This window comes from Marinobacter maroccanus (assembly GCF_002933275.1).
GTDB classification, from domain to species: domain Bacteria; phylum Pseudomonadota; class Gammaproteobacteria; order Pseudomonadales; family Oleiphilaceae; genus Marinobacter; species Marinobacter maroccanus.
In genome coordinates this window covers 72,173-86,349 of the sequence record NZ_PSSX01000007.1, presented here as the reverse complement: position 1 = coordinate 86,349, position 14,177 = coordinate 72,173, and the positions used below count along the sequence as shown (strand labels likewise).

General features: G+C 60.0%; 13 protein-coding genes. 9 read left to right on the top strand and 4 right to left on the bottom strand.

Annotated elements, in window-relative coordinates:
• The first annotated feature begins 44 nt into the window (after nt 1–44).
• From ercA to KEHDKFFH_RS10080, 6 genes are all read left to right on the top strand, one after another.
• Complete coding sequence (gene ercA / locus KEHDKFFH_RS10105; RefSeq protein ID WP_104321806.1) at nt 45–1,208, top strand: alcohol dehydrogenase-like regulatory protein ErcA; 1,164 nt, start codon at nt 45–47, stop codon at nt 1,206–1,208.
• Nucleotides 1,192–2,958 (top strand): PAS domain-containing hybrid sensor histidine kinase/response regulator, encoded by a 1,767-nt coding sequence (locus KEHDKFFH_RS10100; protein ID WP_104321805.1) that lies wholly within the window; start codon nt 1,192–1,194, stop codon nt 2,956–2,958. Before ercA ends, KEHDKFFH_RS10100 begins: the two co-directional genes overlap by 17 nt.
• 116 nt (nt 2,959–3,074) lie before the next feature.
• Complete coding sequence (locus KEHDKFFH_RS10095; protein WP_104321804.1) at nt 3,075–4,865, top strand: CotH kinase family protein; 1,791 nt, start codon at nt 3,075–3,077, stop codon at nt 4,863–4,865.
• On the top strand, nt 4,862–5,620 hold the full coding sequence (locus tag KEHDKFFH_RS10090; RefSeq protein WP_104321803.1) for a polyphosphate polymerase domain-containing protein: 759 nt from the start codon (nt 4,862–4,864) through the stop codon (nt 5,618–5,620). The genes KEHDKFFH_RS10095 and KEHDKFFH_RS10090 overlap by 4 nt, the downstream gene beginning before the upstream one ends.
• A complete protein-coding gene (locus KEHDKFFH_RS10085) occupies nt 5,604–6,188 on the top strand; it encodes a DUF4956 domain-containing protein (protein WP_104321802.1) in 585 nt (194 codons plus the stop codon). The genes KEHDKFFH_RS10090 and KEHDKFFH_RS10085 overlap by 17 nt, the downstream gene beginning before the upstream one ends.
• Complete coding sequence (locus KEHDKFFH_RS10080; protein WP_104321801.1) at nt 6,178–7,302, top strand: OprO/OprP family phosphate-selective porin; 1,125 nt, start codon at nt 6,178–6,180, stop codon at nt 7,300–7,302. The genes KEHDKFFH_RS10085 and KEHDKFFH_RS10080 overlap by 11 nt, the downstream gene beginning before the upstream one ends.
• Here the strand turns inward: KEHDKFFH_RS10080 and KEHDKFFH_RS10075 are convergent.
• From KEHDKFFH_RS10075 to KEHDKFFH_RS10065, 3 genes are read right to left on the bottom strand one after another with little or no spacing between them, the layout of a single operon-like run.
• Nucleotides 7,274–8,644 (bottom strand): sensor histidine kinase, encoded by a 1,371-nt coding sequence (locus KEHDKFFH_RS10075; protein ID WP_104321800.1) that lies wholly within the window; start codon nt 8,642–8,644, stop codon nt 7,274–7,276. The genes KEHDKFFH_RS10080 and KEHDKFFH_RS10075 overlap by 29 nt on opposite strands.
• Nucleotides 8,641–9,282: a helix-turn-helix transcriptional regulator gene (locus KEHDKFFH_RS10070; RefSeq protein ID WP_241956476.1), complete on the bottom strand. Its 642-nt coding sequence runs from the start codon at nt 9,280–9,282 to the stop codon at nt 8,641–8,643. Before KEHDKFFH_RS10070 ends, KEHDKFFH_RS10075 begins: the two co-directional genes overlap by 4 nt.
• Nucleotides 9,282–10,760 (bottom strand): response regulator, encoded by a 1,479-nt coding sequence (locus KEHDKFFH_RS10065; RefSeq protein ID WP_104321799.1) that lies wholly within the window; start codon nt 10,758–10,760, stop codon nt 9,282–9,284. Before KEHDKFFH_RS10065 ends, KEHDKFFH_RS10070 begins: the two co-directional genes overlap by 1 nt.
• Before the next feature lie 192 nt (nt 10,761–10,952).
• Between KEHDKFFH_RS10065 and KEHDKFFH_RS10060 the strand changes: the two genes are divergently transcribed.
• From KEHDKFFH_RS10060 to KEHDKFFH_RS10050, 3 genes are all read left to right on the top strand, one after another.
• Nucleotides 10,953–11,237 carry a hypothetical protein gene (locus KEHDKFFH_RS10060; RefSeq protein ID WP_104321798.1) on the top strand — a complete coding sequence of 95 codons (285 nt, stop codon included), beginning with the start codon at nt 10,953–10,955 and terminating at the stop codon, nt 11,235–11,237.
• Nucleotides 11,238–11,304: 67 nt separating this feature from the next.
• Nucleotides 11,305–12,681 carry a class II fumarate hydratase gene (locus KEHDKFFH_RS10055; protein WP_104321797.1) on the top strand — a complete coding sequence of 459 codons (1,377 nt, stop codon included), beginning with the start codon at nt 11,305–11,307 and terminating at the stop codon, nt 12,679–12,681.
• A gap of 27 nt (nt 12,682–12,708) precedes the next feature.
• Nucleotides 12,709–13,191: a CDP-archaeol synthase gene (locus KEHDKFFH_RS10050; protein ID WP_104321796.1), complete on the top strand. Its 483-nt coding sequence runs from the start codon at nt 12,709–12,711 to the stop codon at nt 13,189–13,191.
• On the opposite strand, the gene KEHDKFFH_RS10045 is transcribed toward KEHDKFFH_RS10050, so the two are convergent.
• A complete protein-coding gene (locus tag KEHDKFFH_RS10045; RefSeq protein WP_104321795.1) occupies nt 13,188–14,162 on the bottom strand; it encodes a metallophosphoesterase in 975 nt (324 codons plus the stop codon). The genes KEHDKFFH_RS10050 and KEHDKFFH_RS10045 overlap by 4 nt on opposite strands.
• Between the last annotated feature and the right edge of the window lie 15 nt (nt 14,163–14,177).

Below are 14,177 nucleotides of genomic sequence, written 5' to 3'. Positions count from 1 at the left end.
ACTCTCGGCTATTCCTATAACAACAAGCGGTCGAGTGTAGTCTGATGAGCCACGATATATCCAGCTTGCGAAAGTTCGTGTCACCGGAAATTGTGTTTGGTGCCGGCTCCCGGAAGTCTGTGGCCAACTTCGCGAGTAATTTCGGTGCCCGGCATGTCTTTCTCGTGTCCGATCCAGGTGTGGCTGCTGCCGGTTGGGTCAACGAGATCGTGACACTGCTGACCGATGCGGGTATCCGCTCGACCATTTATACCGGTGTTTCACCCAATCCCAAGGTGGAAGAGGTGAAGACCGGTGCCGAGCTCTACAAATCCAGTGAATGTGATGTCATTGTCGCCATCGGTGGCGGCAGCCCCATGGACTGCGCCAAGGGCATCGGTATCGTCGCCACTCATGGCCGCAGCATCCTGGAGTTCGAGGGCGTCGACACGATTACCAACCCGTCACCACCCCTGATCCTGATTCCGACCACGGCCGGCACCTCTGCGGATGTGTCCCAGTTCGCGATCATTTCCGACCCCAACCGTCGTTTCAAGTTTTCGATCATCAGCAAGGCCGTGGTGCCGGATGTGTCCCTGATCGATCCGGAAGTTACCGAGACCATGGACGCCTACCTCACCGCCTGCACCGGGGTCGATGCCCTGGTGCACGCCATCGAGGCTTACGTGTCCACGGGCAGTGGCCCTCTGACGGACACCCATGCGCTTGAAGCAATCCGGCTGATCAACCGGAATCTGGAACCGCTGGTGGACAACACCGCAGACCCCTACCTTCGCGAGCAGATCATGCTGGCCTCCATGCAGGCAGGGCTGGCGTTCTCCAATGCCATTCTCGGTGCGGTGCACGCTATGTCCCACAGCCTCGGCGGGTTTCTGGATTTGCCCCATGGCCTCTGCAACGCCTTGCTGCTGGAGCACGTGGTGGCTTACAACTTCCAGTCTGCCGAAGACCGTTTCCGCCGGGTCGCCGAGGCCATGGATATTGACACCCGTGGTATGGCCAAACCGGAAATCAAAAAGCGTCTGATGAACCGAATTGTGGAGCTCAAGCGTCGGGTTGGGCTTGAAGCACGGCTGGCCGAGCTTGGTGTTTCGGTATCCGACATACCCCACTTGTCCGGCTTTGCCCTGCAGGACCCCTGCATTCTCACTAACCCCCGGAAGTCGTCGCTGCGGGATGTCCAGGTTGTCTATGAAGAAGCCCTCTGAATTCAAGGAAGGCGAACAGGACAGTAGCTACGGAATTGGCGATCTTCTCGGGCTGGGCAGCCAGTCCGTCCGCAAGAACTATTACCCCGCTCTGCAGGAACGGATTGATGAGCTGGAGCAGGAACGCAACCGCTACAAGTGGCTGTTCGAGAACGCCCTGCACGGCATCTTCCAGGCCAACCTGCGCGGCGGTTTTCTGGCCTGCAATCCAGCCATGGCGAGGATCTGCGGTTATGAAAGCCCCGAAGCGCTGACCGAAAAGGTCATCCGGCTCCGTGAGCAGCTGTTCTGTAGTTCCAGCGAATTCGATGCCATACGTCAGGAGCTGCTCAACGAGGGCAGTCTGAGCGCGCGGGAAACCCGTTTCCAGCGGGCCGACCGCACACCGGTTCACGTTGCTGTCACCCTGTTGCGGCGCCCGGACCTTGGTCCGGAAGTGGTGGAAGCCTTCGTGGCCGACATCACGGAACGGGTGTTGGCCCGGCAGAAACTGGAGCAGTTGAACGCCACTCTCGAGCGGCGCGTGGAAGAGCGCACCGAGGCGCTTCAGAATGCCAACGTGGGCCTGCGCTACCAGATTGAGGAGCGGGAAAAAGTCGAACGTGAGCTGGTCATTGCCATGGAGGCTGCTAAAGAGGCCAATCGCAGCAAGGACAAGTACCTTGCTGCAGCCAGCCATGATCTGCTCCAGCCCCTGAACGCCGCGCGGCTGATGATTTCCGCGCTGCAGGACAGCACGCTGCCCGAGCAGGAAACCCGCATGGTGCACCAGGTGCATCGGGCTCTGGAGGGCGCCGAGGACCTGCTGGCGGACCTGCTGGATATCTCCAAGCTCGATCAGCAGGCCATGAAACCGGACCTGGTGTACACCGATGTGGCCGCCCTCGCTAGATCCCTCGGGGAGGAGTTCGAGGCCGTTGCCGCCAATGCCGGCCTGGGCTTCCGGGTTCGCACCATACCAGCGACGGTCCGGACAGATCAGCGCATGCTGACCCGTATCCTTCGCAATCTGCTCAGCAATGCCTTCCGCTACACTCGCAAAGGCGGCGTGGTGATGGCCCTGAGGTCGAGAGGTGACCGGCTGCGGATTGAAGTCTGGGACACCGGTGTTGGCATTGAGGAAGACAAACTCCGGGACATTTTCACCGAGTTTCATCAGCTGTTGCCCCAGGGCACCGGCGGCCGCCAGGGCGTGGGCCTGGGACTGGCCATCGTGGAACGTATGGTCCGGGTGCTGGGGTACGACATTGATGTGTCATCACGGCCCGGTCGTGGCTCCCGGTTCGTACTGACCCTGCCACTGGAACCTGCTCAGGCCAGGCCGGATCTGGCCCGGGCAGATTCGCTGCAGAACTTTGCCGATGGTTTTGACGGCGTGCCGGTACTGGTGATCGACAACGAGCCGGCGGTGCTGGAGAGCATGCAGTTGCTGCTGGAGCGTTGGGGCTGTGAAGTGCTCACAGCCGCCAGCAAGGCAGAGGCCGTAGAGGCTCTGGAGCAAACCGGCCAGATACCGGCCATCATCCTGGCGGATTATCACCTGAACAATGAACGAACCGGCTACGATGCGGTGCACGGGGTGCGCCGCCACCTTGGCAAGGATATTCCTGCCGCCATCATTACTGCAGATCGCAGTGACGACACCCGCAAGATACTGCGCGCCCAATACCTGCCAATCCTGAACAAGCCGGTGAAACCAAACCGTCTCAGGGCCCTGATGACCAGCCTGCTGACTTCTGCCTCTGCGTGACACCCCCTCGCCAGCCATGTAAGACCTTCTTACATACACTCTGAAGCGCTTCGCGAAATACTCCCTCAACCGGTCTCCGATACCGGCAGGTTTCACAACATCTGAGGGAGTAACAGATGAAAACAACAACGATTGGCCGGAAAACCGGCAGTGGATTCGGCCGTTGGTGGCTGGCAATGATTGGCGCTGTGCTCTTGGCCGGTTGTGGTGGCGGGGGCGGTGACGCCGAGGTTTCAGACCCTTCTGATTTCGAGCCCCCGGCGGAGCCCGTGAATATCGGTGGTGATGCCGAGCTCTATGATCCCGAGCGGCTGATTGATGTGTCGGTCACCATGAATCCTGCCGAGTTCAGCCAACTGCAATCCGAAGCCCGAACCCTGGCCAGCACTGATCGGGAATGTGTGCCCGAGTTCGAATACACGGAGTTCACCGCCAGTGTCACCATCGACGGTGCCCGCATGGACCGGGTGGTCGTGCGCAAGAAAGGCTACATGGGTTCCCTGAGCCCCAGTATTCCCTCTCTCAAGCTGGACTTTGACGATCTGTGGCCCGGTCGCACGTACCAGAATATGACCCGGATGACCCTGAACAATAATCGCCAGGACCCATCCAATGCCCGACAGTGTCTGGCCTACGACCAGTTCCGGCAGGCCGGAATCGCGGCGCCGAAATGCAATTACGCCAGGGTGTCGGTCAATGGCCAGGATCTGGGTGTGTTTACCAATGTCGAGCCGATCAAGAAGCCGTTCCTGGCGCGGGCGTTCGGGGATGATGATGGTAATCAATATGAGGCCCAGACGGCGGATTTCGGCACCTGGCTGAGCCGGCGTTTCGAGAAGAAGACCAACGAAAAAGCAAACGACCGGACCGACCTGCAAGCGGTTACCGATGCGCTGGCGTTGCCCGATGAACAGATGGTGAACGTGTTGCCGCAGCTGGTGGATGTGGGTGAATTTATCCGATTCTGGGCGGTGGAAACGCTATTGGGCGCCTGGGATTCTGCCTCTGGTAATGCCAACAACTTCCACATCTACCGGAACCCCGGGGACGGCCTGTTTCATTTCATTCCCTGGGGCCCCGATACCGCGTTCCGCGGGGCACATCCTCTCAAGCCGCTGACAGGCGTGCTTTATCGCAACTTCTCGCTGGCGGACCGGCTGTTCAACATTCCCGAATACCGGGCGCGTTATGTGGCCGAGCTTGAGAACCTGCTGGCCACCCAATGGGACGAAGCCGCGTTGTTGGCGGAAGTGGAGCGGATCAGTGACCTCACCGGAACCAGTGCCGAGGCGACTGCCAGCCTGAAAGCTTTCATCGGTGGTCGCGGCGAGGCCGGCGATGACGATTTCCGGCCTGCACGCAGGACCGTCATTGAACAGGCCATTGCCGAAGAAACGCCCTCCGGGAACGTTTACCGGCTTGCTGATACGGAGCCTGACTGCAGTGCCCCGGCGACAACCAGCCTGACCGGCTCCATCAAGTCCGAGGACGGAGCCGACACTGGAGCCTTCCGCTTTACGCTTCCCGGAGGTCGGGCGGTGAACGCGAGCCTTACCTTTGCCGCTTTTGAGGTGGACAGCCTGGTTTACTCGGTCGATCGCGAATCGAAGCCGGCGGTGATCAGCCTGCTGCTGATTGGTGCGGACACCAATGACAACTTCACCCCCTATGTACTGCAACTGTTTATTGAGGCATCCGATTACGTGCCCGGTACACACCAGTTCCACGGCTTCGCCTCCAACGCTCTGCTGTTTGCAGTGGACGAGAGCCAGCCCGGGGATGTACGCACCCTGGCCCTGGGTGCCCAGGGCAGTATTACCATCAGCCGAGCAGGCACCGGCGCCAGTGAAGGTGACGTGGAACTGACCCTCGATGCCACCCTGGAATACGATTCGGCCATCCAATGAACATGGCCGTTGCCAGCCCGCCGGAGGCATTCCGCGGGCATTGCCTGGACGAGCAGATGCAGGCCCGTCTGATGAACCGGGTCGACACCAAGTTTCTGGTGCCGGCCCACCTGCTGGATGCCTGCCTACGCGGATTGGAGCACCACTACTCCATTCTGGAGATCGACGGGAACCGGCGGTTCACCTACGACACTCTGTATTTTGATACACCGGGTCGCCAGCTTTATCTGGATCACCACAACGGCAAGTTGAACCGCTTCAAGCTCCGCGTCCGGCACTACCGCGAAACCGGGGGCAGCTACCTGGAGGTCAAGAAGAAGAGCAATCGGGAGAGAACCATCAAGAACCGGTTGCCGCTGACGTCGCAGACGGTTGCGAACAACCGGTTGATCCCTTTTCTTGAGGAGCAGTTAGGCCGACCGGTGGCAGGGATGCTGCCGGCTCTTTTTGTCGGCTACCGCCGGATGACCCTCATGAGCCCAGTGGGGACAGAGCGCATTACGGTGGATACGGGGCTGGGTTTTCACTCACCCGACCGTCGAAACGGTTTGTGCCTGCCCGATGTTGTCGTTTTTGAGGTCAAGTACGATCGCAAGATTCCACATTCCCCCCTGCTTGAACGTCTTGGTCAGCTTGGCTGCCGGCCCGTGCAGTTCAGCAAATACTGCATCGGCACCAGTTTGCTGTTCGGCCACGAATGCAAAACCAATCGCTTTAAACCGCTGTTAAGGAGACTCCATGGAATCTGCAGTTGATTTCCATTTTGTGATCCGGCTTTTGATCAATACCGCGTCGGTGTTTGTGCTGATTCGTTGCTACTACGCCTTTTCCCGTCACCGGGAGAATGCCGCCTCGTTCATTTTGTTCGGCGTCGGCGTTTTCCTCGTGACCGCATTGCTGCATTCGGTCACCGTCACCATGGGCTTTGCCTTCGGGCTGTTCGCCGTTTTCTCGATGCTCCGGTACCGAACCGAGGCCCTGGGCATAAAGGAAATGACCTACCTGTTTCTGGTCATTGCCATGGCACTGCTGGCGGCGGTTGGCACCATGCACCATCTGGAACTGGTGTTCCTGAATATGCTGGTGATTGTTCTGGCGCTGGTGCTGGAAACCCGTGTGCTTTTGCCACGGCACAGCGAGAGGGAGGTGGAGTACGAAAAGATCGAGAACGTCCACCGGGACCGCCGGGAGCTGCTCATTGCGGACCTTCGTGAGCGCACCGGTCTGGATGTGTTCCGGGTGGACGTGGTGTCTGTCAGTTATCTGAGGGACACCGCCATGCTGCGCATGCATTTTCGCCAGGAGGCCGATCATGTTCGCTGAGCTGAGATGGGCATTGCTGGTTATCGGTCTGACACTGGCGTTTACGCTGCAGCCACTGCTCGTTCTGGCGTCACCGCTGGAAGCTGAACTGAGGGGTTATGTTGCCGCCGGTGTCGACCATTACGGCGCGTTTTATGACGAAGATGGCGAGCGCAGCACAACCCGGGGCGTATTGCGAAATGCGAAGCTTGAACTGGAACTGGCCTGGGGAGAACGCTGGGAGGCAGAGCTGGACGCAAGCTACAAGATCGAAGGCGACAAGAAAGAGCTGGATCTGGGCGATGCTTATCTTCTCTATGACGGTAGGAGCCGTTTCGAGGCCCAGATTGGGCGCTTCAAGGAGCCTTTCGGCCTGGAGCGCCTCGCCAGCTACACCAGCCTGAACACCAGCGAGCGTTCGCTGGTAACCTCGGCGTTCGCACCGGGTCGTTCCACCGGAGTGATGGCAGGGCAATACCGCAAACGCGGCACCTGGTCACTGGGCCTGTTTACCGATGAGCCTGATGGCGGCTCCACTCACGCCATAACCGCGAGACTGACCCGTGCCCCCATCCGTTCAGAGAGCCAGACCCTGCACTTGGGTGCTGCTGCCTCTTATCGTGACCTCGGCGACAGCCGTTTCCAGATCAAGGATGAAGGGGAAGTGTTCAGCGCCGACAATGTCATCCGCAGCCCACGATTCGAAGCCCGTGATGCCTGGCTGGCAGGCCTTGAAGCCGCCTGGCTTTATAATCGCCTGACCCTCGTGGCGGAAGCCATGGCTCAGAACGTGCGGCGGACCGACGGGTCACGCTGGCGGTTCGGTGGCGCTTACCTTCAGGCCGGTGTGTTCCTGACAGACGACCAGCGCTATTACAGCCGGGGTGAGTTTGACCGGATAGAGCCCCGGCACCGGGCGGGCGCCCTGGAACTGGTCGCCCGGCACAGCGCTGTGGACCTGAGAGACAGGAACCTGGGCGCCGAGGCGAGTGTGACGCTGCTGGGTCTTGCCTGGTATCTGGGCGAGCTGTTCCAGCTGCGTCTGAATTACCTGATGCCGGATATTCGCGGTAACACCCTGATGGCCAACCCCGACGGAGACGCCTTTACCCTGCGTGCGATGCTGCGGTTCTAGGTAGCGTGAGGGTGACCTGTGTCCACTGGCCGGGCTCGCTGGTAATCGACATGTTGCCCTTGTGATGTCGCATGATGGTCTGGCAGATGCTCAGGCCCAGCCCCAGGTTGTCCGGCGTATCGCTGGTGGAATAGAACGGATCAGTGAGGCGCTTGATATCGTCCGGCGCGATGCCCTGGCCGTTGTCCCGGATCAGGATCCGATGGGCATCTTCAGTGTTTTCGGCGGTTATCTCGATTTTGCCGGGCCCCTGGTTTTTGCTGACGGCAGAGACGCCATTGAGCAGCAGGTTGACGAACACCTGGGTCAGCGCGGAGGGGTAGCAGGGAAGGGTGGTTCCTTCCGGAATATCAATCTGAAGTTCCACGCCCCTGAGCTGATGCTGGCAGAAACGGGTGGCGGTGTTCACCAGTTTGCCAAGGTCTGCCGTTTCCAGATGATGTTCCGGTACCGGACGGGAGAACTCGATCAGGTCAGAGACGATATCGGCAATGCGTTGCTGGTGCGTACTGGCGTCGGCCAGGGCATCTGTCAACTCGGGATCCCGGTTTACCGAACCGGCAAACTCCACCGCCTGGCTGGCACAGTTCAGCGGGTTCATGATTTCGTGCAACAGTCCCTTGGCCATATGGCTCAGGGCTTGCTGTTTCTGTTCCTGGGCCAGTCTTTCTTCCGTTAGTTTCAGGGTTTCCAGAGTACGGGACAGCTGGCGGTTTCGGTCGCGCAGCAGGAATTGAAGTGCCAGCAGGTTGCGCAGGAACTGTGACAGGAACCAGGCCGACAGCGGCGCGACCACCAGGCACATGAGGATCAGCCAGTTGGTCAGAATGCCGATCAGGGTTTCGGTCACCTGATGGCTGTCGACCGCCACGAATGTGGCCAGCACCAGCAGCGTCAGGTTGATCAGGATAATCAAACTGGTGTGTAACAGGGACAGGGTAATGATGCCCACGGAGCTGATGAAAAAGAACAGCCCCACGATGGGGGCAAGGGAGGCGCCTGTGGTCATGTACCCCAGGTAGCTGAACGCTGCCATGTTGAAAAACACCAGGTAGACAATCATCGGTGCGGCCCGGCGCAGGCGGGTGAACCGGTGGGCGACGATCAGGCCGCTCAGGATCGCGGTGTAAATCAGGTAGATGCCGAATACGTCCGGTGCATCAGGGTTCAGCGCCAGACCGCCCAGAAACAGCAGGGTACCGATGAAGGCAATCGCCAGGTAAACATCGGCGAACAGAGGCAGCACGCGGTACCGATACTGGGTGTGGTAGAAGCGTTCGAACCGCCGCTGGCGGTAGGCGGGCAGCTGGCGGATCTGATCCATGCCGGAAAGCAGTTTCACTCGGCGGCTCCGTGTTGGTGTCGTTGCATGAAGAGTATCAGCTCGGGCAGGCGCTCAAAGCCCAGCTTGACGAAAATCCGGTCCTTGTAGGAATGCACCGTTTTGCAGGACACGCCAAGTCTGCCGGCAATGTCCCGCACCGGGAGCCGGCTGGCCATCAGCTGTGCCACTTCCCGTTCCCGTCCGGACAGGCCCTGGTAGGCGAGCATGCCTGCCGGTGCTGGTTCCTTTTGCCAGTTACCGACATAGACTTGTCCGTTTCGAATGTAGAACAGGGTCTTGATCAACTCCTGTATCGGCTGGTCTTTGGACACCACGGCCTTGATGCCGGCTTCCAGATAGATCGCCATCCGTCCGCTACTGACCGGCGTGTCCGAAATCAGCAGCACCGACAACGAGGGATTCACGGTCAGTGCATGCTCGGCGATGGTCAAGCCGTCGTTGTCCTGAAGATTTTCTTCAATCAGCAGTACCGTGGGTGTTGCAGCCTGAAGACGGTTCAGGGTATCGACTCCGGTCTCCGATTCCCCGACCAGTTCGACCTCCTCGTGCAGCAGGATCTGGAACAGCACACTGTCACGGAGCAGTCGCTGCCCCATGGTGACGTACAGCCTGAGCCTGCGCTGGCCTGCCACCATCAGTCTGTCCCGGCCGGCAGCCGCAGGCTGAACCGAAGGCTCTGGTCGCCCCCGGTCACATCGATGTCGCCAGCAAGCAGGCGGGTGCTTACGAAGAGCATCAGCAGGGCGCTCTGCTGCTCCAGTAGCGGTCGGGAGAGTCGGGTGATGGGCGCCAGCAGGTGGCTGTAGATGTGGAGCGCACTGGCGTTGGCGACGGTGAGGTGGCCCCCGGCCTGAGTGATGTCCAGAGCCGAGCGCTTCAGCCCCGAAGCGTTCAGAAGCGTTGCCAGCGACTGGCAAAGTGCCGTCAGGGGTGTCTGTGTTTCGCTCGTGGCTGCCGGGTTCTCCCATGGGTCCGCCAGAGCCTGTTCGAAGGCTTGCCGGTCCAGGATGGCGGGCATCGGGGCTGGCTCCAGAGTGTCCAGTTGTCGGCAAACTAATCCGACAAAGTCCCGCACCAGCTCATGTTCCAGTGCCGTTTCCCGGCTCGCGCGCAGGTGGGGCGGTTGGGCGGGCAGGGTGCGGATCCTTGCAAGGGCGTCCAGAAAATCGGCGGTTATCGGTTCGCCGGTATAGCCGTCCACCCTCTCTGACAGGTGTTCGAGCAGGCGGGCACGTCGCTGCTGGCGAAGTTCCGCGAACTGTTGCTCGGCCATCGAGCGGGAACTGTCCCGCGCTGCAACCAGGGCGCGATGATGGGCAAGGGCCTTGCGGAACAGTATCTGCAGGTCGCCTGCGTGCCAGGGCTTTTTCTGGTACCGGAAGATCCGACCTTCATTTACCGCATCCATTGCTACATCCACTTCGCCCCAGGCCGACGTGAGAATGCGGACAATGGTCGGATGCGACTGACGGAGCTCGTCCAGCAACTCCTTGCCATGCATTCCGGGCATTCTCTGGTCGGTCATCACGACGGCAACATTGCTGTCATCTCGCAGGGTTAGCAGTGCCTCTTCGGCACTGGCGGCACTCAGCACGCGGAACTCGGTCTGCATGTGCTCCAGCTGCCTCGACAGATAACGTGTGGCGGTTGGTTCGTCATCCACAATCAGAACCGCTGGTTTGGAGCCCTCCAGGGCCTGCCCGATCTCCGGAAAGGGTGATGGTTCTTCACGGGTGAGCGCGGCTGCCAGCACGTGCGACCGGACAACATCGAGATTGACGGGGTGTTCAAAACAGCGATCAATCAGTTGATCGTCCAGCAGTGTCACCAGCAGGTTCAGGGCAATGGCATCGCCTATGAGTATCTTCAGAATCCCGGGATGTTGGTCCCGGGCTTTTGCCAGCAGCAACGATTGAAGGTGATGCTCAGGCCGGTTCGGAACCAGTACGATGGCGGCAGGTGGTGTGGAGGTCGAGGCAAGGTGGTCAAGGGCTGCCTGGTCCGAGGCGAATGCCTGAACGGCAAAATCGTTGCCAAACAGGGTTTCGAAATGCTGCCGTTCCTGGGTTTTGTCATAGCGGAGAAGGATCTCCGCCGCTCCGCTGGTTGCCATGGTTTCCAGGGTTCCTGCTGATGGGGTTGGCAAGAGATTAGCAATAGCAAAGGAACATGGGTGTAGGAATTTCCTACAAATGGGTTCTTCCTGATGGTGGGAGCGTTGTTCTGTGACCGCCTTGGCACTCTGGACTGTTTCGAATTCAGGAACGACTACACTTATCACAGGTCTATCAAAAGGGAGATAACCATGACAGTTCCTGAAAACGGTCTGACGAATCACGAAGTCACCATCTGCCTCGCGGGTGGCGCTGTACTGGGCCCCTTCAATGCCACCTGGAGTAAGGATTCCGGGGGCGATGTGCGTGAACTGGTCCGCGAATACGACGCTTTTCTGCAGGGTGAAAAACAGCACCGCTACAAATTCCACCTGCACGATACCTATACCAACACGGTTCATACCCTGATCCTGAATTTTGAACAGATTACGGGCATCTGCGACCATGTTCGGCTCAGATCCCAGGGCGGCGGCTGAGCCATGGCCGGGCCTCGGGCGTACACGCCACAAAGCCCACAGAGCAAATGGACGGACAGGAGGGAATATGAGCGAATTCAGAACGGAAACCGACAGCCTCGGAGACGTCCAGGTACCTGCTGATGCGCTCTGGGGCGCGCAAACCCAGCGCGCCGTGGAGAATTTCCCGGTCAGTGGCCAGCCGATGCCCCAGGCGTTTATTGCCGCGGTCGCCCAGATCAAGCGAGCGGCTGCGGAAGCCAATACCAGCCTGGGCCTGCTCGATAACGATCTGCGGGACGCGATTGCCCAGGCCTGTGAGGACATCGTGAAGGGCAATTATGCGGATCAGTTCCCGGTGGACCGTTACCAGACCGGCTCCGGAACCAGCACCAACATGAATGTGAACGAGGTGATCGCCAGCATCGCCCGCAACGCGGGCTTTGAGGTGCACCCGAACGATCACGTGAACATGAGCCAGAGCTCCAATGACGTGATCCCCACAGCCATCCATGTCAGCGCCCTGATTGCGGCCAAGGAAAAGCTGCTGCCGGCGTTGTCCCATCTCTGTGGAGTGCTGTACGAACAGGAGGCTGCGTTTTCGAGCCAGGTAAAAACCGGCCGTACTCATCTGATGGATGCCATGCCGGTGACGCTGGGCCAGGAACTGAAAACCTGGCGGGAGCAGCTACTGGCCGTTGATAAACGGGTGGAAGCCGCCGCTGATGAACTGCTGGCGGTGCCCCAGGGCGGAACGGCCGTGGGCACCGGGATCAATGCGCTGCCGGAGTTTTCCGGCCAGTTCGTCAAGTTCCTGCGCGCCAATACGGGCTATCCGTTCACGTCTCTTGAGCACAAGTTTACCGGTCAGAGCGCGGTCGATGCGCCAGTTGCGCTCTCCGCTCAACTGCGGGGTGTGGCCATTGTTCTTACCAAGATCGCCAACGATCTGCGCTGGATGAACAGCGGCCCGATTCACGGCCTGGCTGAAATCAGCCTGCCGGCATTGCAGCCCGGAAGCAGTATCATGCCCGGCAAGGTCAATCCTGTGATCCCGGAGTCCGTTGCCATGGTCGGTGCCCAGGTAATGGGGCTGGACAGCGCGGTCGCCATCGCCGGCCAGTCCGGCAATTTCCAGCTCAACGTGATGCTTCCCCTGGTGGGCGGCAACCTGCTGGATATGACTGATTTGCTCGCCAACGCGGCCATCATGCTGGCGGACAAGGCGATCAAGGATTTCACGGTCAATGCCGACAACCTGAACGCCGGCGTGGGTCGGAATCCGGTGCTGGTCACAGCGTTGAATCCGGAAATCGGCTACAGCCTGGCGGCGGACATCGCCAAGGAGGCCTACAAAACGGGGCGTCCGGTCATTGATGTGGCGGAGGAGCGCAGCGGCCTCAGCCGCGAACGACTTGAGGAACTGATGGATCCGCTCAAGCTCACCCGGGGCGGTATCGCCTGATCGGGCGTTTCAGAGGGGCGCAAACGCTTGCTGATCATCCTGGAGCTGTTTGTGATGCTGGTGCTGGCCAACGGTACGCCGGTGGTTGCCGCCGGCTTGTTGAAGAACCGTTGGGCGGCGCCGGTTGATGGCGGGCGACTGTGGTCCGATGGCCGTCCTTTATTCGGTGAAAGTAAAACCTGGCGGGGTGTTGTATCCGGCGCACTGGTCTGCGCCCTGTTTGCCCTGGTGACCGGGCTGGGGTTCGTTTTCGGACTTCTTTTCGGGCTGCTGGGGCTGGCGGGAGATATACTGAGTAGTTTTATCAAGCGTCGGCTGGGGATGGCTTCAAGTGCCCGGGCCGTCGGGCTGGATCAGATTCCGGAAGCATTGCTGCCCATGCTGCTGGCGATGTGGTGGCTGCCGGTGAGTCTATGGGTGGTGCTGGTTGTGGTGGTGCTTTTTACCCTGTCCAACATTTTTGGCTCACCGCTACTCTACCGTCTTGGAATTCGTCGGCAGCCTCATTAATCCGGCCCCCGGGTCAGGGTGTGAAGGGTCACTTCCGGCGGGCAGTTCAGCCGAACGTTGACCACGGACGTGCCCGAGCCGGGCGAGGTGTAGCCCTGCATGCCGTTCATTCGCCAGTAGCCTCGTCCGAGGGTTCGCGGGCAGTCAGAGTCCAGAGTCACTGGTATGCCACCGGGCAGGCAGATCTGCCCGCCGTGTGTGTGGCCGCAGAGAAAGACGTCATAGCCGGCATGGGCGGCCTCGCGCCAGATCTCCGGCGTATGGCTGAGCAGGATGCTGGTGCCACCGGCAGGGATCTTGTCTCCGGCCTGGTGCAGATTGTGGACCTTGAAGAAGTGGGCATCGTCTACGCCCGCCAGGTAGAGGACCTGACCATCGCGCTCAATGGGCGCCATTTCGTTCATCAACAGCTGGTAACCCAGGTCTTCCAGTGCCGGCACCATGCGAACGCTGTCGTGGTTGCCGAGCACGGCATACGGTTTGCCTTTTATGCCATCCCGCAGTCGTGCCATACCGTCCAGGGCGCCTTCGATCGGGCCCCAGGTCAGTTTCCGGTAATCGCCGGTCAACACGCACAGGTCATAGTCTAATGGTTCGATCTGGCGCAGCACCGCCTGCAGGTTCGCCTCGTCCATGTCCACGTGCAGGTCGGTCAGGTGCAGGATGCGAAAGCCCTCAAAGGCTTCCGGGAGGCCCGGTAGGTTGAACCGATTATGCACGGTGTTCAGACGTAGGCTGTTGGTCTGGCCGCGGCCCCACAGGCCGACCATACGTAGGCAGGTACGGATAAAGCCGGGCGCCGTGGCCCAGTTTTCCAGATGGAAGGAGCTATGATCCTGCCCGAATACCTTCGCTTCAGCTTCCCGTTCAATGCCAAGCCTCTGGCGGGCGTGAACAGGGCCGAGCCGCAGGCTCAGGCGGTATTCCAGGAGTTCATCCTGGTTTTCCGGTGTGCGAGCCCTTGCCGTCATTTTTCTTCCTTTGTA